Genomic DNA, 18,065 nt, shown 5'->3' with positions numbered 1-18,065 from the left:
CCCTACGCGGCGGCCTTCGCGAGGTAGTGCTCGATGACGTACTCGGCGATCGCGATCGACGAGGTCGCCGCGGGCGAGGGAGCGTTGCGCAGCAGGGTCACGGGACCCACCTGATCGACCGCGAAGTCGTCGAGCAGTTCGCCCGCGCGTCCCCACGCCTGTGCCCGCACGCCCGCGCCGTGCTTGTGCGCGAGGTCGGAGGAACGCAGCTCGGGGATGAACCGCTGGGCCTTCCGGAAGTACAGCGGCTTGATGAGCGACCCCGAGATCTCATCCACGCCCATGCGCCAGTGCTGCTGTGCGAGCGGCCAGGCTCCGGGCCACCGCAGCGACTCCCACGTGTCCTTCACCGACCACTGCAGCCAGCTGTACCCCTCGCGGGCGAGCGCGGGCACCGCGTTCGGGCCGACGTGCACGTTGTCGTACACGCCGCGGGTGAAGTGCACCCCGAGGAAGGGGAACCGCGGGTCCGGAACCGGGTAGATCATGCCCTGGACGAGGTCGGTGCGTTCGGGGGCGAGCTCCCAGTACTCGCCGCGGAACGGCAGGATCTTCGGCGACGGGTCGGCGCCGACGAGGCGCGCGACGACGTCGGACTGCAGCCCCGCGCACACGATCATCCGGTCGAACACGTCGTCCGAGATCGGCGTCGTCACCCGCACGCGTCCCGCTTCGAGACGGATGCCGGTCACCTCGTGACCGAGACGGATCTCGCCTCCGCCCGAGCGCACGTCCTGCGCGAGCGCCTCCGTGATCGAGGCGTAGTCGACGACGGCGGTCTGCGGCGAGTGGACCGCTGCGACCCCGGCGACGTGCGGCTCGATCTCACGCAGCCGCTCGACGTCGTCGATGCGGGCGAGGTCGGGGACGCCGTTCTCGATCGACCGGCGCTCGATCTCGGCGAGGGCCTCGAGCTCGGACTCGTCGACTGCGACGACGAGCTTGCCGACAGCGCGGAAGGGGAGCCCCTTCTCTTCGCAGAACTCGCGGATCGACGCGCGGCCCGCCGCGCACAGCGTCGCCTTGAGCGAACCCGGCTTGTAGTACAGGCCCGCATGGACGACTCCGGAGTTGTGGCCTGTCTGGTGCTCGGCCAGCCGCGCCTCCTTCTCGAACACGGTGACCCGGTCGCCACGGGCGGTGAGCGCCCGAGCGAGTGCGACGCCGACGATCCCTCCGCCGATGATCGCGGTCGAGCCGGATGCCGCCGCCATCAGCGGGTCCTCACAGCGGCGGTCTTCACGCGCGTGTAGAAGCGGAGCGCCTCCAGCCCCTGCTCCTTGAAGGGAGAACCCGACTCCTTGAAGCCGCCGAACGGCTGGTGGATGTCCCACCCGCTCGTGGGCTGGTTCACCGACACCTGACCGGTGTCGACCTCGTCGACGAAACGGAACGCGGCATCGAGGCGCTGCGTGAAGACGGCGCTCGAGAGGCCGTACGAGGAGTCGTTGACGGCGGCGATCGCCTCATCGAGCGAGTCGACGACGACCATGCCGAGCACCGGCCCGAACACCTCTTCGCGCCACAGGCTGTTCTCGACCCCGACCGCGACGAAGAGCGGCTCGACGAACGATCCCTGCGCGACGAGACCGTCGGCCAGCGGGGCCCGGCCGAGCACGGTGGCGCCCTCGGCGAGCCCGGCCTCGACACGCTCGGTGATGTCCCGCTGCGCGGCCCGGCTGACGACCGGGCCGACGTCGGTGCCGGCATCCGCCCCCGCGCCCACGCGCAGCCCGGCGACCGCCGCCGCGACCCGCGACTGCAGCTCGCCGGCGATGGCGCGCTCGACGATGAGGCGGCTGGTCGCGGTGCAGCGCTGCCCGGCCTGTCCGAAAGCGCCGGCGATGAGAGTGGGCACGACGAGGTCGAGGTCGGCGTCGGCGAGCACGACGGCGGCGTTCTTGCCGCCCATCTCGGTCTGCACGCGGATGCCGCGGCCGGCGAGCGTGCGCTGCAGGCCGAGTCCGACCGCGGTCGATCCCGTGAACGACACCGCGGCGATGCGGGGGTCAGCGACGAGTGCGTCCCCGATCTCGGAGCCCCGGCCGGTGACCGTGCCGAGCGCGCCCGCGGGGAGCCCGGCGCGGTGCAGGATCTCGGCCAGGCGCAGGGTGATCAGCGGCGTCTCGGTCGCCGGCTTGATCACGACCGCGTTCCCCGCGATGAGCGCCGGCGCCATCTTTCGTGCGGGGGTGAGCAGCGGATCGTTCCAGGGTGTGATGAGCACCACGATCCCGATCGGTTCGCGCGTCTGCATCGCGAACGTGCCGGGGCGTGCGTCGGGGATGAGCTCGCCGAACGGCGCGCGCCCGAGCCCGCCGTAGTACTCGAAGAACTCCGCCGCTTTGCCGACCTCGCCGGTGGCCTCGGCGCGGGTCTTCCCCATTTCGGCGACGATGAGCTCGACCAGCGAGGTCGCCTCGGCGCGGATGAGCGATGCGGCATCCAGCAGCACCCGGCCGCGTGCCAGCGGGCCGGCCGTCCGCCAGGTCTTCGCGCCCGCTTCGGCGGCGTCGAAGACGGCGGTCACCTCGGCCGCCGTGAGCGCGGCGACAGCGCCGACGCGGGATCCGTCCGCCGGGTTGGTGACCTCGATCACGTGGCCGGGGTCGGCATCGACGAACTCACCCCCGATCAGGTTCGGCAGCGTGCTCGTCGTCATCGTCGGCCTCCTGAAGCTCCCGCGCCCGCGCGACGGCGCGGCACGTGCTCCAGCTTCGCCCGGGGTCGCCGGCCTCGACAATGCCCGAACGCGCAAGCCTAGGTTGCCGGTCGTGCCGCGTTCGCAACGAGGCGCCGGTCGCGAGCGTGCGGAGCGGTTCAGCCCTCGACGACGCGCGCGGCGATGTCGGTGCGGTGCTGCGAGCCGTCGAGCACGATCTCGTCGATGGCGCGGTACACGCGGTCTCGGGCTTCGCCGAACGACGAGCCCACGGCGACGACGTTGAGTACGCGGCCGCCTGTCGCGACGAGTCCGTCGGCGCCGACAGCCGTGGCGGCGTGGGCGATGTGCACATCGGGGACGGATGCCGCGGCATCCAGCCCCGAGAGCGCACGCCCCGTGACCGGCGCCTCGGGGTAGCCCTCGCTCGCGAGCACGACCGTCACCGCGACCTCGTCCGAGAACGACGGGCGTGGGTGGGTTTCAAGCGTGCCGGATGCCGCCGCCAGCAGCAGCCCCGACAGCGGATCGACCAGGCGCGGCAGCACGACCTGCGTCTCGGGGTCGCCGAATCGGGCGTTGAACTCGATCACCTTGATGCCCTGATGGGTGAGGATGAGGCCGGCGTAGAGGAGCCCGATGAACGGAGTGCCCTCGGCGTCGAGCTGGCGGATCACGGGCTCGGCGACCTCGACCGTGACGTGGTGCACGAACGTGTCTTCGTCGCCGAAGAGGTCGGCGAGCCACGGCAGCGGCGAGTACGCGCCCATGCCCCCGGTGTTGGGGCCGGCATCGCCGTCGCCGAGGCGCTTGTAGTCCTGAGCGGGACTGAGCGGCAGCACGCGGTCGCCGTCGCTGACGAAGAACAGCGACACCTCGGGACCGTCGAGGAACTCCTCGATCAGCACCGGGCCGATCGGCAGGTAGGTCGCGGCGTGTGCGAGAGCGTCGGCGCGGTCGGAGGTCACGATGACCCCCTTGCCCGCGGCGAGCCCGTCGGCCTTGACCACGTACGGAGCGCCGAGGTCGTCGATCGCGGCCTCGACCTCGGCGAGGGTCGTCGCGCGCAGCGCGCGTCCGGTGGGGACGCCTGCGGCATCCATGATCCGCTTCGCGAAGGCCTTCGAGCCCTCGAGCTGGGCCGCGGCCTTGCCCGGGCCGAACACCGGGATGCCGCGCTCGCGCAGCGCATCGGCGACACCGGCGACGAGCGGAGCCTCGGGCCCGATCACGACGAGGTCGACGCCGCGCTCGTTCGCGAACGTGGTGACGGCGGCCGGATCGTTCTGGTCGAGGTCGACGACGGTCGCGTCCTGCGCGATGCCGGCATTGCCGGGAGCCGCGAAGATCTCGTGCGACGACTCCTCTGCACGCAGCGCCAGGATGATGGCGTGCTCGCGCGCGCCCGAACCGAGGACCAGGATTCTCACCCGGCCAGCCTACCGGCGGGTGCGAAGACACCAGGTGTGCCGGAGCGTCCGCTCTGGCACTCTTGGCGGTGGGGAGGCGCCACTGAGGAGGCTGCCATGACAGATCGAATCACAGGACGACTGATCGCCCACGCCGAGCGCGCGTCGTCGCGCCCGGTCGCCGCGACGAGGTCGCCGATCGCGATGTCGATCGCCGGTGCTTTCGTGACGAAGGACGATCCACTCGCGATCGCATCCGCTGTCGGCGGGCGGTCGATGGCCGCGCTGGTCTCCGACGCCGCGTTCGGCGAGACGCAGCAGTTCGAAGGCGGCGCGTGGCGCCCGCTCGTGACGGCGACGGGTGCTCCGGTCTACCGCGCGGGCATGCTGACGATCGGCGGTGCGACCGTGCGCGCAGCCACGATCGTGCGGCCCGAGGCGAAGTCGGCCCGCAAGCCCCCGCGCGGCGCCTCACCCGAGGCGGCGATCGAGTTCGTGCGCGCGGCGCGCGTGCTGGAGGGCGACCTCGACAAACCCGACGCGCCGAAGCCGACGCTCGTCTGGTTCGATCCGCAGCTGTTCGACCGTGAGGGCAAGCCGCAGTGGGCCTGGAGATTCTCGTTCACCGGAGATCGCGCCGCTGACGTCGTCGTCGACCTCGACGGCAAGAACGCGCTGGCCGTGGTGACGATCGATCCCGGCGGCGACAACCCGTTGTTCGCCGCGATCACGCCGCGGTACCTCCTCGACGATGTGACCGGCGTCCCCCGCTTCATCTCCTTCCACCCTCATCTGCTGTTTCCGATCGCGGCCGGCGGCGATCCCATCGCGGTCGCCCTGCAGTTCTTCCGCAGCTTTCCTCGCGTCTTCGGCACGGCCGACCCATCGGCGCAGCTCGTCGTCCAGCGGGTGGAGAAGGATCTCGACGGCGGCATCCACGTGCAATTCGATCAGCGGCACGCGGGGCTGTCGGTGTGGGGCTGCCGGCTGGGCGTGCACCTGACACCGGCGCTCGCGATCACCTCGATCTCGGGTCGGTGGATGCGCGAGCCCGAGGTCGACGTGACGCCGACCGTCTCCGAGCAGGCCGCCTTCACGCATGCCTTCAACGCGTTCGCCGAGGGTCGCGGCGATGACAAGGGGTCCGCGCGAACGGTGCCCGAGTCGAGAGGACTCGTGATCCTTCCCTGGCGGCTCGCCGATCGGGATGCCGAGAACCACCTCGCGTGGTGGTTCCGCTTCCCCGACCAGGACCGCTTCGTCTCGGCGCACACCGGAGCGCTCGTCGGGCGCGTGAGCAATCGGCATACGACGCGATTCGTGTACGACGCGAACCGTGCGCGCAGCGGCGGGACCCTCGATCTCGAAGACGGCGTGCAGCGCTCGGCGACCCTTGATCCCGAGTCGTTGCCCGCGGATGCCGCGATCGCCGCGACCGAGGCGCTGTGGGCGCTCTTCGGGCGCGACGGCTGGAACGACCGTGCCGACAACAGCGTGCTGCGGCTGGATATGAACCTCGACGACCCCACGACACCCGCGGTCGAGATGAACGCCTGGTGGTCGCCGGCCGAACTCGAGGTCAGCGCGTCCCGCGGCTTCGCCGAGCCCGACGTGGTCGCACACGAGTTCACGCACGCGCTGACCCAGAGCACGGCGGGCCTCGTCTACGCCGCCGAGCCGGGTGCGCTCAACGAGTCGTTCTCGGATGTGTTCGGCAAGCTCATCGTCCCGACCCCGCGCCCGTGGATCATGGGCATCGCAGCCGGGGTCAACCGGAACCTCGTCAGTCCGGGAATCGATCGCTACAGCGCCTACGCGGCAAGCACGATCGATGCGGCGGGCGACTTCGGCGGCGTGCACACGAACTCGGGCATCGGCAATCGCGCCGCGGTGCTCATCGCCGACGGCGATGGCCTGCGCCCCGGACTCGGCCGTGAGCGGCTCACGCGCATCTGGTGGGACACCCTCGCCACCCGGCTCGGACCCTGGTCGACGTACGCCGATCTCGCTGCGAACGCCTGGCAGGTGACGAGCGAACTCGTCGCCGGCCGGCGCAGCGGCGTCGCCCGCCGGGTGCCGGCACCACGGCCCCGCCGTTCACCGCTGCAGACCCGGCGCACGTCCTCTGGGCGTTCCGCGAGGTGGAACTCGACCTGGCTCTGCAGAGCGGGTGGTTCCACGTGGCGGGATCCGCGTCGACCGACCACGTGTTCCGCGGGGGCGTCGAGGTGGGCGCCGACCAGCGCGTCAGCGGAGTGACGCTGCGTGTGTCGAGCTGGCGTCAGCACGCCGGCGCGACGGCGTTCCTCGGGATCATCGACCTGCCCGCAGGCGGCGCGAGCAGCTCGTTCCAGAACGGCACGGTGACGGCATCCATCACCCAGCACGGCATCGGCTCGCGCGACGCCGAGGTGCGGGCGACGACGAGCACCACCAACATGACCGAGCTGGCGGTCGCGAGCGACATGCGCGTCGTCCAGGTGCCGGGCACGCCGCCGGCTCCACCGACGGTCGCAGCCACGTCGCCGCGCGTCGCGCACTGGTGGGACAACCCCTTCTTCGCGGGGCGCCGCTACGGCGACATCGTGTACGAGAACAGTTCGCTGCCTGCGGGCTTCACGGTCGCCGACGTCGTGCTCGAGCTGCTCGACTGGGGCAACGTCGTCGTCGGACGCACCCGGTTGGGCGAGCCGGGCGCCGTCTCAGGCGGCTTCGGCGCCTACATCGTGGCGCGCACGCTCGGCACGGCCGCGCTCGAAGTGCGCGTGCGATCGTGGCACGACTTCGGCTGGGCGACCCGCTACCGGCTCGTGTACTGGGTGACGGGCGCGGGCGATCTCACGATGCCGCCGTTCACGGCGCGCGGCGTCGACCCCGCGACGCTGTGAGGTGACGCGCAGCCGCGGTGGCGGGCGCGTCGTGTTCATAACTCCGGATGGTTGCTGCGCGGCTCGCGTGCAGCCTGCGGATTTCCGCGGGTGCGAAGGGAAGCGGCGTCCAACCATCCGGAATTATGAACGGCGTAGCCTGGCCATGTGCCCCGCAAGATCGAGACCGCCGTCGGACGCACCGCCCTCGACGCGGTCGCGACGGCCGCCGCGGCTTCGGCAGCCCCCGCCCGCACCGACCAGGCGACGGCCGTGCGGTACCTGCTGCAGCTGCTGGCCGAGAAGGCGCCGGGCAACTCGGTCGAGGTGCGTGTGCCGCCGTTCGGCGCCGTTCAGGTCGTGCAGGGGCCGCGGCACACCCGCGGCACGCCGCCCAACGTCGTCGAGACCGACGCTGTGACCTGGATCGCGCTCGCGACCGGCGCGATCTCATGGACGGATGCCGCGACCGCCGGTCGGATCGCGGCCTCGGGCGTCCGCGCCGACCTCTCCGACCTGCTGCCGCTGCGCCCCTGACCACCGCCGGGCACCCGCACGCGCCGAGGCGGTGGGACAATGGACCTATGCCTGATCGCGTCGAAGACCACATCGAGACGGTGCGCGTGCGCCGCGCCCCGAAGTTCTCGGTCTTCCTGGTCGTCGGCGCGGGCCTCGGCATCCTCGTCGCCCTGATCCTCACGTTCGCCTTCGACGGCAGCGACGCGGTCAGCCCCAACACCGGCGTCGTGTACTCGTCGGGTCAGGTGTTCGGGTTCCTCACGCTCGTGTGCGTCACTGTCGGCGTCGCGCTCGCAGCGATCGTCGCGCTGATCTTCGATCGCTCGTCGTCGCGGCACATCCGCGAGGTGACGGTCGACCACGAGTCGGTCCACGTCGAACCGGCGCCTGGCACCGAAGAAGCCCGCAACGATTTCGACGAGCCCGACGCGCGGGCCTGAAGCCGCTTCAGGCCAGCTCGGCGATGATCGGGTGGATCGCGGCGTCGAAGGCCGCGACATCCCCCCGCAGACCGTCGGTGACGGCGATCGTGAGTGAACCGATCCACCACACGCCGCGCTGACTCAGCGGCAGCACCTGCACGTTCAGCTCGAACGAGTGCGCGCGGCGTCCGACCTGCCGCTCGTACTCGGCGATCGCGCTCGCATAGGCGCGGTAGGCGGTTCCGCTGCCGGGGCTCGCGTCGCGGCGATACCGCGCGTGGGCGGATTGCGTGAACGCCAGCGCCTCGGCCGCGTGCGGTGTCACGGCGGCGCGCAACTCGTCGGCGCCCTCCGCAGGCAGTGCCAGCAGCGTCTGGAAGCCGTCGACGAGATCGAGTGGAACGGGCGACGGATGAGCCTGCGGCTCGACCGTCATGGCCCAGAACTCGCGCCACTGCCGCTCGAGAAGAGCCTGGGCGTCTTCGGTGCGAGAGTTCTCGCGCGGCGGGATCCCGCGCAGATGCGGCAGCTCATCAGGAGAGCGGATGCCGAGCACCTGTCGCAGGTAGAGGGCGAGCAGAACCGGCTGACCGGCGTCTTCGCGGATCAGCCACTCCGGAGTGCCGGCGCCGCCCATGCGATCAGTCTAGGACCGCCCCGGCAGCCGCACGGCCGCCGCCCCGGTAGGCTGGGGCCGTGGCCTCTCCCTCTCGCGACGCCCCCGTGAACCCCTACACCGCAGCCGGCGTCGATACCGCCGCCGGCGATCTGGCCGTCGAACTCATGAAGTCCGCCGTCCGCCAGACGCACGGTCCCGAAGTCCTCGGCGGCGTGGGCGGGTTCGCCGGCCTCTTCGACGCCAGCGCGCTGCGCGCATACGCCAAGCCCCTGCTCGCGACGAGCACCGACGGCGTCGGCACGAAGGTCGCGATCGCGCAGGCCATCGACAAGCACGACACGATCGGGCTCGACCTGGTCGGCATGGTCGTCGACGACATCGTCGTCGTGGGTGCGAAGCCCCTCTTCATGACCGACTACATCGCGTGCGGCAAGGTCTTCCCCGAGCGGATCGCCGACATCGTCCGCGGCATCGCGCAGGGGTGCGCCGCGACCGGCACCGCCCTCGTCGGCGGCGAGACGGCCGAGCACCCGGGCCTGCTCGGACTCAACGACTACGACGTCGCGGGAGCCGCGACCGGCGTCGTCGAGGCCGACCGCGTGCTGGGCGCCGACCGCGTGCAGGGCGGCGATGTGGTGCTGGCGCTCGCCTCGAGCGGCCTGCACTCCAACGGCTACTCGCTCGTGCGGCACATCGTCGCCGGCGCCGGCATCCAATACGGCGCCCACGCGACCGAGTTCGGCACGACGTGGGGCGAGACGCTCCTCGAGCCGACGCGCCTGTACACGCAGCCGCTCCTGCGCGTGATCACCGAGTGCGGCGGCGCCGTCCACGCGCTCAGCCACGTCACCGGCGGCGGCATTGCCGCCAACCTCGCGCGGGTCCTCCCGATCGGCACGTGGGTCGAAGTGGATCGGGCGACCTGGTCGCCGCCCCCGGTGTTCCGGGTCCTCGCAGACCTCGGCGACCTCGACCTCGAGACCACCGAGGGCACCTGGAATCTCGGCATCGGCTTCCTTGCGATCGTCTCTCCCGAGAAGGCGGATGCCGCGGCATCCGCTCTCGCGAGCGAGGGCATCGCGACCTGGCAGGTCGGCGTCGTCCATTCCGACAATCGTCCCGACGGCCACTTCGAGCAGGGCGCCAAGGGCGTCGACGGCGGTGCCGTCCGACTCGTCGGCGCGTACGCGGAATCCTCAGACAACGGAGCGAAGTAACACCCCATGTGCGGAATCGTCGGGATGGTGGGCCGCGGCTCGGTCAATCAGGAGATCTACGACTCGCTGCTTCTCCTGCAGCACCGCGGTCAGGACTCGACCGGCATCGCGACCGCCGAGCCCAACGGCGTCTTCCACGTGCACAAGGAGCGCGGGCAGGTGCGCGAGGCCTTCCGCACCCGTGACATGCGGGCGCTCCTCGGCAATCTCGGCCTCGGCCATGTGCGGTACGCCACGAAGGGCACCGCATCGAGCGAAGAAGAGGCGCAGCCGTTCTACGTGAACGCGCCGTACGGCATCGTGCTCGTCCACAACGGCAACCTCACCAACACGCGCGAGCTCACCGACGAGCTGTTCCACAAGGACCGCCGACACCTCAACACGTCCTCCGACACCGAGCTGCTCGTGAACGTCCTCGCCAACGAGCTGCAGGCTTCGATCTCGGGGGTCGAACTCGAGCCCGACCAGGTGTTCCAGGCCGTCAGCCGCGTCCACGAGCGCGTCGAGGGCTCGTACGCGGCGATCGCCCTCATCGCCGGCTACGGCCTGCTCGCGTTCCGCGATCCCTTCGGCATCCGTCCCCTCATCCTCGGCACGCGTCGCAACGACGACGGCAGCTACGAGTGGGTCGTCACGAGCGAGTCGCTCGTGCTCGAGAACGGCGAGTTCGAGGTCGTCCGCGACGTCGACCCCGGCGAGGCCGTCTTCATCGACCTCGACGGGCACCTTCACACCAAGCAGTGCGCCGCCGATCCGAAGCTCGTGCCGTGCTCGTTCGAGTACGTCTACCTCGCCCGCCCCGACTCGATCATGAACGGCATCTCGGTGTACGAGGCGCGGCTGCGGCTCGGTGAGCGCCTCGCCGACACGATCGCGAAGTACACGCCCCAGGGCTCGATCGACGTCGTCATGCCGATCCCCGACTCATCGCGCCCCGCGGCCATGCAGGTGGCCCGCAAGCTCGGCATCGAGTACCGCGAGGGCTTTTACAAGAACCGCTACGTCGGCCGCACGTTCATCATGCCCGGCCACGCCATTCGCAAGAAGAGCGTGCGGCAGAAGCTCAACGCCATGTCGAGCGAGTTCAAGGGCAAGAACGTGCTCCTCATCGACGACTCGATCGTGCGCGGCACGACGTCGAAGGAGATCATCCAGATGGCACGGGACGCCGGTGCCAAGAGCGTCACGTTCGCCTCGGCCGCCCCGCCCGTGCGCTACCCGCACGTGTACGGCATCAACATGCCCTCTCGGCACGAGCTCGTCGCCCACGGCCGCACGATCCCCGAGATCGCCGAGGAGCTCGGCGCCGACTACATGGTCTACCAGGAGGTCGAAGACCTCAAGGCCGCGATCCTCGAGGGCTCCGACGTCGACGACCTCGACATGAGCTGCTTCGACGGACGGTACGTCACCGGCACGGTGTCGGAGGAGTACCTCGCGTGGGTCGAAGGCTCGCAGGAGAGTTGACGCGCGTCGGGACGCCTCAGCGCGAGTCGCTCTTGGCCTGGCGGCGGGCGCCCTGGGCCTGGCTTGAGGCGTCTCTCTTGACGCCGCCCGTCGACTTCTCGTGGCTGCGCATCCGGCCGGCATCCGCCACCTTTCCGCCACCCGGTGACTCCGTGCCGGGGCCCGCCCACCTGCCCTCCTGTGCGCGCGCGAGCCGCTCAGCCTTCAGGCGCTCCGCCTCCTCGTGTGCGACAGCGGCGAGGCGGTCCGAGACGCGTGACAGCGCCTCTTCGAACGCCTCGGCGCGCAGGCGCTCCTTCGCGCCCTTCGGGTGGGCTTCCCCGCGACTTCCGGCATCCTCGACGGTGCGGGCGGCCTTGCGGCGGTAGTTCGTGACGTGCTTGTTCCGCGCACGGCGGATCCGCCGGTGAAGGGCGAGGAGCGCGTCCTCGTCGAGCGCGTGCATCCGCTCGGGTTCGATCTCGCGCATGAGATCGAGTTCCGACCGCTTCAAGACCCAGAGGTACTCTTCCATGCGCTCATCCTGGCATCGAAGGGCCTCTCCGGGGAGGCCTACGCTGGATGAGTGACGACCTCCCCTCCCCGACCGCTCTGGCAGGGGAGGGCTCTCGCCCTCGTCGGCATCGTGCTGTTCGCCTTCTCGCTGCGATCGGCGGTGGCGTCGCTGTCGCCGCTGTTCGACCACATCTCCGCCGACTTCGAACTGCCCGCGGTCGTCATCGGTCTGATCGGCACGGCGCCTCCGTTCTGCTACGCAGTGTTCGGCCTGCTCACGCCCGCGCTCGAGCGCCGGTTCGGCCTCGAGCCGCTCGCGGTCACCGCGATGATCGTCGTCTCGATCGGGCTCATCGCTCGCGGGTTCGCGCCGAACTCGGGCCTGCTGCTGGCCGGCACTGCGCTCATCTTCGCGGCGGTGGGCGTGGGCAACATCCTCCTGCCGCCGCTCGTGAAGCGCTACTTCCCCGACCGCATCGGGCTCATGACGACGGTGTTCTCGACGACGATGGCCGTCGCGACGTTCGTGCCGCCCCTCGTGGCCGTGCCGGTGGCGGACACGGTGGGGTGGCGGTCGTCGCTCGGGCTCTGGGCGGTGTTCGCCGTCGTCGCGCTGATCCCGTGGATCGGACTCGCCGCCCGGCGGCGCGCCGATGCGGTCGACGTCGACATCGAGGGCGCGAACCCGCGGGTGTTCGGCAGGATGTGGCGACTGCCGATCGCGTGGGCGCTCATGGTCGGCTTCGCGGTGTCGAGCTCGATCGCGTACACCTCGTTCGCATGGATGCCGAAGCTGCTCGTCGACATCGCGGGCGTGACGCCCGTGACCGCCGGCGTGCTGCTGTCGCTCTTCGCCGCGATGGGGCTTCCGTGCTCGCTGCTCGTGCCGCTGTTGGTGACGCGCTTCCACGCGACGCGGGTGCTCTTCGGCGTCGCCGTCGTGAGCGGCTTCGCCGGCATCGCGGGGCTGCTCTTCGCGCCGTCCGCCGCGCCGTGGCTGTGGGTCGTGCTGCTGGGGATCACGCCGCTGCTGTTCCCCCTGATCCTCGTACTGCTCGGCGTCCGCTCGCGCACGCACGAGGGTGCCGTCGCCCTCAGCGGCTTCGTGCAGAGCGTCGGGTACGCGATCGCGGCGCTCTTCCCGCTCGGCATCGGCCTGCTTCACGACGCGACCGACTCGTGGACGGCGCCGCTCATCGTGCTCGCGTGCGTTGTCGCCGCCGCCGTCCCCGCGGGTGTGATCGCTGCTCGCCCCCACACCGTCGAGGACGACTGGGAACGCCGCCACGGCACCTGGTGAGCCGTCACGATACTCCCAGGAATTTCGCGATATATCGTGTTACGGTCGCGCAATGACGACTGAGCCCGGTTCCCTCGAACTCGCCGTCCGCACCGAGATCGCGGCGGCCGAGAAGCCAGATCGACCGATCAGACGGATGCTGCGCCGAGCCCGTGCGTGGGTGTCACGGCATCCGAGGCTCGAACTCGCGTACCGCATCGCGGTCGCCGTCGTCGGTGGAGTCCTCACCGTCGGTGGCCTCGTGCTCGTGCCGCTGCCGGGGCCGGGATGGCTCGTCGTCTTCCTCGGTCTCGCAGTGCTGGGCACCGAGTTCCACTGGGCTCGCCGCATCTCGGCATGGCTCAAGCGCATGCTCGATCGGTTCTGGACCTGGTGGCGAGCGCGACGGGCGCGCAATGCAGCGGCGAAAGCCGACCGGAAGGTCGCCGCGTAGCGGCTAGGCCTTCTCGTCCTCGTACTCGTCGGCGTACTGATCCGCCCACTTGTCGACATACGCGTTCTCGTCGGCCGGGTGACCCAGCTCGCGCTCGAGAGCGGAGTAGTTCACGCTCGGGCTGAACGACTTGAGTTCGCGGGCGATCTTGGTGTTCTTCGCCTTTTGACGGCCACGCCCCATGCGAGACCCCCTCATTTCTGAGTCGCGGACTTTCACGTGAGTCCGCCGCTGATTCGGCTCGAAGCCGGTAAGAGTAGCATTCAGAATAACACGGCGGCCCCGCCCTTCGGCGGCGCAGGGCACCCGCCGCACCGGCGCAGAGAGGGGCGAGGACACATGACCGACGAGGCACCCGAGGCTGCACCCGGAGTGACCGACGAAGCCGTGCACGGCGCGGTGATCGTCGGGGCGATCCCCGACCAGGCTTCGCGCGTCGTGAAGGAGGCCGCGCGGTACGCGAAGGTCTTCGGGGCGCACCTTCTCGTGGTCCACGTCGACGTCACGCGGTTCGTCACCTACGAGGATCCCGACGGCTACGTGCACTCCGCTCCGATCGACATCAACATCGCTGCCGGCGAGGGTGAACTCGCTCGCGTGAAGGCGGCGGCCGCCGAACTGCTCGAGGGATCGAGCGTTCCGTGGAGCGTGCGTCAGCTCGTCGGCGACCCGGCGATGGCCATCAAGCACCTCGCCGACCAGGTGGATGCCCGACTGATCGTCGTCGGCACCCGCAAGCGCGGGATCGGCGAGTCGATCCGCGAGTTCTTCACCGGCTCGGTCGCCGCGCGCCTCGCGCACCGGCAGCATCGGTCGATCCTCGTCGTCCCGCTCGGTGAGCCGGTGCCGGACGACGAGGAGATCTGGCCCTCCTGAGTCAGGTCAGCCGCGCAGTGCTCGAGTGACGTCCTTCGCGACGCGTTCGAGGTCGTCGACGAGGCGGTCGACCGAGGAGACGGTGAGCTCGCCGCCGCGGGCGACGTGCGAGCGGATGTCGCTGCGAACACGTGCGCGGAACTCGCTCACCGCCGCATCGGCGCGATGCAGCTGCTCGCGACTCTGTCCACGCGGATCGTCGCCGGCCGGCGTTGCCGGCGGGGACTGACGCTCTTCGCGGCCGGCGGCGGCGAGGTCGGCGCGCAGGCTCTTCATCGCTTCGCGGACGCTCCCACGCACCTCGTCGGCGATGAGGCGGACGCTGTCGGTGAGGCCTGCTTCGATCCCCTCGAGGTCGCCGGCGCGGGCGATCACCTCGGCGTGGCCCGTCTCGGTGATCGCATAGACGGTCTTGCGGCCGTCGACCGACTTCGACACGAGCCCCTCCTCTTCGAGCTTTGCGAGGCGGGGGTAGATCGTGCCGGCGCTCGGCGTGTAGGTGCCGCCGGTGCGATCCGACAGCGCCTGCATGATGTCGTACCCATGGCGCGGACCCTCATCGAGAAGGTTCAGCAGGTAGAGGCGCAGGTCGCCGTGCGAGAACACGGGGCTCATCACCACTCCTCGCCGTCGGCGTCGGCGGTGGCTGCTGCGTCCGGGGTCGCGGCGACTGCGCGCCGCAGCACCGTGACGTCGCCTGAGACGGTGTTCGCACGGACGTCGACGAACATGCCCGACAGCTCGCCCGTCGAACCGGAGAAGTTCGTCGTGGGGCCGGGGCCCTTGCCCGAATGCACGACGCCGTCGACCTGGACGCGCCCGCTGACGCTGCGGAAGACGTAGTTCGCGGGAAGGCCCTGGTCGAGCCGGACGGTCGCGCTGCCGCTCACGGTGTTGATGCCGATCGAGCTGATCGGCCCGGTCGAATCGACGAGCGTGGCGCCCGAGACGGTGTCGATCGTAGCCTTGCGCACCTCGCCGGTCGTGGCCACATCGCCCGAGACGCTGTTGGCGCTGAGGGCGCCGACGAGCTCGCGGATCTGCACGTCGCCCGAGACGGCGTTGACGGTGAGGTCGCCGGTGAGGCCGTCGACGATGATGTCACCCGAGACGGTGTTGAGTCGGGCGTCGTTGCGGATGCCCGAGACGAGGGCGCTCGCCGAGACGACGCCGAGGTTGAGGGCGACCGAGCGGGGGACTGCCACGCTGATCTCGGCGCGGGGCCCGCCCGAGCCGAAGTTGCGGAACACCTCGAGGAAGTTGTCCCACCGCAGCTGCGGGTGGTCGATCTCGACGGTGTCGCCGGTGACCTCGATGCGGAGGTCCTTCACGGTGACGCCATGCACTTCGATGCGGGCGCCCGGCTCGTCGTGGGCGACGACGTCGATCTGGCCGCCGACGAGGCCGACTTTGAGTGAGCGGACGGTCTCGATGTCGATGACGCGCGTCTCGCCCGGGTGGATGATCCACTTCTCCAGGGTCATTGTCCCTCCAGGGGTGATGGGGTGATCGCGATATATCGCGTACAACCACCGTAACACGATATATCGCGAGTGAGCAAGAATGCCGTCTTGACATTGACGATACGTCAACCTTTAACGTGGTCCGTATGAACGACGACACCGAGTGGTCGATCCAGCAGATCGCGAGGATCGCCGGCACGACGAGCAGAACCCTGCGTCACTACGACGACATCGGACTGCTCGCGCCGTCGAGCATCGGCCACAACGGCTACCGCCACTACGACCAGGCCGCGCTCGTGCGGCTGCAGCGGATTCTGCTGCTGCGCGAGCTGGGCCTCGGGCTGCCGCAGATCGCCGAGGTCCTCGATCGCGAGGCGTCCGAAGCGCATGCGCTCGAGACCCACCTCGCGTGGCTGCGGCAGGAGCAGGGCCGCCTGACGCGGCAGATCACGTCGGTCGAGACGACCATCCAGGCATTGAGAGGAGGTGAACGACTCATGGCAGAGAACATGTTCGACGGCTTCGACCACACGACGTACAAGGATGAGGTCCAGCAGCGCTGGGGAGAGCAGGCGTACGCCGACAGCGACCGCTGGTGGCGCAGCATGAGCGCCGACGACAAGTCGGCGTGGCAGCGGCGCGTATCCGACCTCGCGCGCGACTGGGTCGCGACGGCCGAGAGCGGCATCGCACCCGACAGCGACGAGGCGCAGGCGCTCGCGCAGCGCCACGTCGAGTGGCTGACCGGCGTGCCCGGAACTCCCGCGGCCGTCTCCGGCGGCGACGTGAAGGGCTACGTCATCGGCCTCGGCGAGATGTACGTCGCCGACGAGCGCTTCGGCGCGAATTACGCGACGAGCGCGGGTGGCACAGCAGGCGCCGAGTTCGTGCGCGATGCGCTCCGCGTCTACGCGGACGCGAACCTCTAGCGCGAAGGAGTGGATGCCGCGGCCTGGATCAGGTCGCGGCATCCCCTTTCTGCGCACCCGAGTCCGCCCGCGAGGGCGACGCCGTCCATCGATCGCCGAGATCGAGCACGCGCGCACGCGCCTCGCGGACAGCGGCCGACACCGCGCCGATGCAGATGACGTCACGGCCGAGGTCGGAGGCGACGAGTTCGGGCGCGGGCAGGTCGAGCTCGAGTGACAGCGAAGCGCGTGCGGCGTCGACGATCGCGTCGGCGTCTTCCGCGGGCATGCCCGAGACGATCACGCGCCGCGGGTCGAACAGGCTGCCGAAGACGCCCGCGATGATGCTGAGGGCGGCGCCCGCGCGGGCTACGATCTGCTGCGCGTCGGCGTCGCCCGCTCGAGCGCGGGCGAGGACGGCGCGACCACGCTCGGCGTCGGCGTCTTGCTGCGCATCCGCGGTGATCGCGGCCGACAGCTCGCCGGCGACGAGGGCCTCGCGTGCCCACCGGCCGATCCTGACCGTGAGACCGCCGGCATCCTCGACCCCGATCACGTGATCGAACGCGACCATCTCGGCGACTCCGCCGTGGGCGCCGCGCAGCAGGTTGCCGTCGACGACGGCGCCGGCACCGAGGAACTCGCCGCTGAGCACGGTCACGAAGTCGCGGATGCCGATGGCGGCACCCACCGAACCCTCGGCGACGGCGGCGAGCGAGGCGTCGTTCTCGATCCGCACGATCGGCACCCACCGGCTGAAAAGCTCGACGAGGTTCGGATTCATCCGCCGCCAGAACCCGTTGCGGTGCGACGGTGACTGGCCGGACGCATCGACCGGCGCGGGCACGCCCGCGCAGAGGGCCAGCACGTCGGAGCGCGTTCTGCCCGCCGCCGCGAGGGTGCTCGCAACGGCCGCCTCGGCTGCCGCGCGACGCTCGTCGGGGGAGTCGTGGGAGAGATCGGTGACCATTCGCTCGCGCGCGAGGATCGTGCCGCGGAGGTCGGCGACCGCCGTGACGATCTGGTCGGGACCGACGTCGATGCCGACGACGGCGCCGGCATCGGCGCGCAGTGCGAACCTGCGGGCGGGCCTGCCCTTGCTGTACTCGCCGACCGCTCGAGCATTTTCGAGCTCGTGGAGGATGCCGAGGCCCGTGAGCTCGTCGATCACGTCGATCGTCGTCGAGCGAGTGAGGCCGACGGCGGCCATCGCATCGCTGGCCGTGAACGCCTCGGCATCCCAAGCGTATCCGAGGACCGCGTCGAGGCTCGCGCGACGGGTCGACGTGACAGGGGTGATCGCGTTCGACACGGGTCTTGACCTTTCCGGCTCCACCCTGCATTATGGTGCACAACTAGTTGATTCGGCGAGTAAATCTACTCATCGAACCAAAATAGGCATCACCGA

19 protein-coding genes are annotated in these 18,065 nt (G+C 70.4%); 10 read left to right on the top strand and 9 right to left on the bottom strand.

Features of this window, described 5'->3' with window-relative positions:
* Nucleotides 1–2 precede the first annotated feature (2 nt).
* The 3 genes from lhgO to purD form a co-directional block, all read right to left on the bottom strand.
* Nucleotides 3–1,214 (bottom strand): L-2-hydroxyglutarate oxidase, encoded by a 1,212-nt coding sequence (gene lhgO, locus FFS15_RS12150; RefSeq protein WP_137845296.1) that lies wholly within the window; start codon nt 1,212–1,214, stop codon nt 3–5.
* Complete coding sequence (locus FFS15_RS12145) at nt 1,214–2,662, bottom strand: aldehyde dehydrogenase family protein (protein ID WP_137845295.1); 1,449 nt, start codon at nt 2,660–2,662, stop codon at nt 1,214–1,216. The genes lhgO and FFS15_RS12145 overlap by 1 nt, the downstream gene beginning before the upstream one ends.
* A gap of 158 nt (nt 2,663–2,820) precedes the next feature.
* Entirely contained in the window at nt 2,821–4,092 is a 1,272-nt protein-coding gene (purD, locus tag FFS15_RS12140) for a phosphoribosylamine--glycine ligase (protein WP_137845294.1), read from the bottom strand.
* Nucleotides 4,093–4,188: 96 nt separating this feature from the next.
* Between purD and FFS15_RS12135 the strand changes: the two genes are divergently transcribed.
* The 4 genes from FFS15_RS12135 (at nt 4,189) to FFS15_RS12120 (ending at nt 7,897) form a co-directional block, all read left to right on the top strand.
* Nucleotides 4,189–6,330, top strand: coding sequence for a M4 family metallopeptidase (locus tag FFS15_RS12135; RefSeq protein WP_137845293.1), 2,142 nt, complete (start codon nt 4,189–4,191; stop codon nt 6,328–6,330).
* Nucleotides 6,252–6,959 carry a hypothetical protein gene (locus tag FFS15_RS12130; RefSeq protein ID WP_137845292.1) on the top strand — a complete coding sequence of 236 codons (708 nt, stop codon included), beginning with the start codon at nt 6,252–6,254 and terminating at the stop codon, nt 6,957–6,959. The genes FFS15_RS12135 and FFS15_RS12130 overlap by 79 nt, the downstream gene beginning before the upstream one ends.
* 147 nt (nt 6,960–7,106) lie before the next feature.
* Nucleotides 7,107–7,475, top strand: coding sequence for a sterol carrier family protein (locus FFS15_RS12125; RefSeq protein WP_137845291.1), 369 nt, complete (start codon nt 7,107–7,109; stop codon nt 7,473–7,475).
* Between the two features lie 47 nt (nt 7,476–7,522).
* Nucleotides 7,523–7,897: a potassium transporter Trk gene (locus FFS15_RS12120; protein WP_137845290.1), complete on the top strand. Its 375-nt coding sequence runs from the start codon at nt 7,523–7,525 to the stop codon at nt 7,895–7,897.
* Between the two features lie 7 nt (nt 7,898–7,904).
* Here the strand turns inward: FFS15_RS12120 and FFS15_RS12115 are convergent, their stop codons facing one another.
* Nucleotides 7,905–8,516: a zinc-binding alcohol dehydrogenase gene (locus FFS15_RS12115; RefSeq protein WP_137845289.1), complete on the bottom strand. Its 612-nt coding sequence runs from the start codon at nt 8,514–8,516 to the stop codon at nt 7,905–7,907.
* 59 nt (nt 8,517–8,575) lie between these two features.
* On the opposite strand from FFS15_RS12115, the gene purM reads away from it, so the two are divergent.
* Together purM and purF are read left to right on the top strand one after the other, a co-directional pair.
* Nucleotides 8,576–9,715, top strand: a complete 1,140-nt coding sequence (purM, locus tag FFS15_RS12110; RefSeq protein ID WP_283205753.1) for a phosphoribosylformylglycinamidine cyclo-ligase — start codon at nt 8,576–8,578, stop codon at nt 9,713–9,715.
* Nucleotides 9,716–9,721: 6 nt separating this feature from the next.
* Nucleotides 9,722–11,182 carry an amidophosphoribosyltransferase gene (gene purF, locus FFS15_RS12105; RefSeq protein ID WP_137845288.1) on the top strand — a complete coding sequence of 487 codons (1,461 nt, stop codon included), beginning with the start codon at nt 9,722–9,724 and terminating at the stop codon, nt 11,180–11,182.
* Nucleotides 11,183–11,198: 16 nt separating this feature from the next.
* On the opposite strand, the gene FFS15_RS12100 is transcribed toward purF, so the two are convergent.
* Nucleotides 11,199–11,696: a hypothetical protein gene (locus FFS15_RS12100; protein WP_137845287.1), complete on the bottom strand. Its 498-nt coding sequence runs from the start codon at nt 11,694–11,696 to the stop codon at nt 11,199–11,201.
* Nucleotides 11,697–11,747: 51 nt separating this feature from the next.
* Here FFS15_RS12100 and FFS15_RS12095 point away from each other — a divergent pair, with 51 nt between their 5' ends.
* Both FFS15_RS12095 and FFS15_RS12090 read left to right on the top strand, forming a co-directional pair.
* The gene (locus tag FFS15_RS12095; protein ID WP_137845286.1) at nt 11,748–12,977 is read left to right on the top strand and encodes an MFS transporter; all 1,230 of its coding nucleotides are present in this window, start codon (nt 11,748–11,750) and stop codon (nt 12,975–12,977) included.
* Between the two features lie 52 nt (nt 12,978–13,029).
* On the top strand, nt 13,030–13,410 hold the full coding sequence (locus FFS15_RS12090) for a TIGR02611 family protein (protein ID WP_212743156.1): 381 nt from the start codon (nt 13,030–13,032) through the stop codon (nt 13,408–13,410).
* A gap of 3 nt (nt 13,411–13,413) precedes the next feature.
* On the opposite strand, the gene FFS15_RS12085 is transcribed toward FFS15_RS12090, so the two are convergent.
* Nucleotides 13,414–13,593 carry a DUF3073 domain-containing protein gene (locus tag FFS15_RS12085; RefSeq protein WP_137845285.1) on the bottom strand — a complete coding sequence of 60 codons (180 nt, stop codon included), beginning with the start codon at nt 13,591–13,593 and terminating at the stop codon, nt 13,414–13,416.
* Nucleotides 13,594–13,749: 156 nt separating this feature from the next.
* Between FFS15_RS12085 and FFS15_RS12080 the strand changes: the two genes are divergently transcribed.
* On the top strand, nt 13,750–14,286 hold the full coding sequence (locus FFS15_RS12080; protein ID WP_137845284.1) for a universal stress protein: 537 nt from the start codon (nt 13,750–13,752) through the stop codon (nt 14,284–14,286).
* 6 nt (nt 14,287–14,292) lie between these two features.
* Here the strand turns inward: FFS15_RS12080 and FFS15_RS12075 are convergent, their stop codons facing one another.
* Together FFS15_RS12075 and FFS15_RS12070 are read right to left on the bottom strand one after the other, a co-directional pair.
* Nucleotides 14,293–14,901: a PadR family transcriptional regulator gene (locus FFS15_RS12075; protein ID WP_137845283.1), complete on the bottom strand. Its 609-nt coding sequence runs from the start codon at nt 14,899–14,901 to the stop codon at nt 14,293–14,295.
* Nucleotides 14,901–15,770 (bottom strand): DUF4097 family beta strand repeat-containing protein, encoded by an 870-nt coding sequence (locus FFS15_RS12070; protein ID WP_137845282.1) that lies wholly within the window; start codon nt 15,768–15,770, stop codon nt 14,901–14,903. Before FFS15_RS12070 ends, FFS15_RS12075 begins: the two co-directional genes overlap by 1 nt.
* Before the next feature lie 125 nt (nt 15,771–15,895).
* On the opposite strand from FFS15_RS12070, the gene FFS15_RS12065 reads away from it, so the two are divergent.
* The gene (locus FFS15_RS12065; protein WP_137845281.1) at nt 15,896–16,678 is read left to right on the top strand and encodes a MerR family transcriptional regulator; all 783 of its coding nucleotides are present in this window, start codon (nt 15,896–15,898) and stop codon (nt 16,676–16,678) included.
* Nucleotides 16,679–16,706: 28 nt separating this feature from the next.
* On the opposite strand, the gene FFS15_RS12060 is transcribed toward FFS15_RS12065, so the two are convergent.
* Nucleotides 16,707–17,969, bottom strand: a complete 1,263-nt coding sequence (locus FFS15_RS12060) for an ROK family protein (RefSeq protein ID WP_249354008.1) — start codon at nt 17,967–17,969, stop codon at nt 16,707–16,709.
* Nucleotides 17,970–18,065 lie beyond the last annotated feature (96 nt).

It is taken from the genome of Microbacterium sp. 2FI (genome assembly GCF_005502885.1).
In the GTDB taxonomy this organism is placed as follows: Bacteria; Actinomycetota; Actinomycetes; order Actinomycetales; family Microbacteriaceae; genus Microbacterium.
Note: the sequence above shows the minus strand (reverse complement) of the source record. Positions and strands in the feature narration are given on the sequence as shown.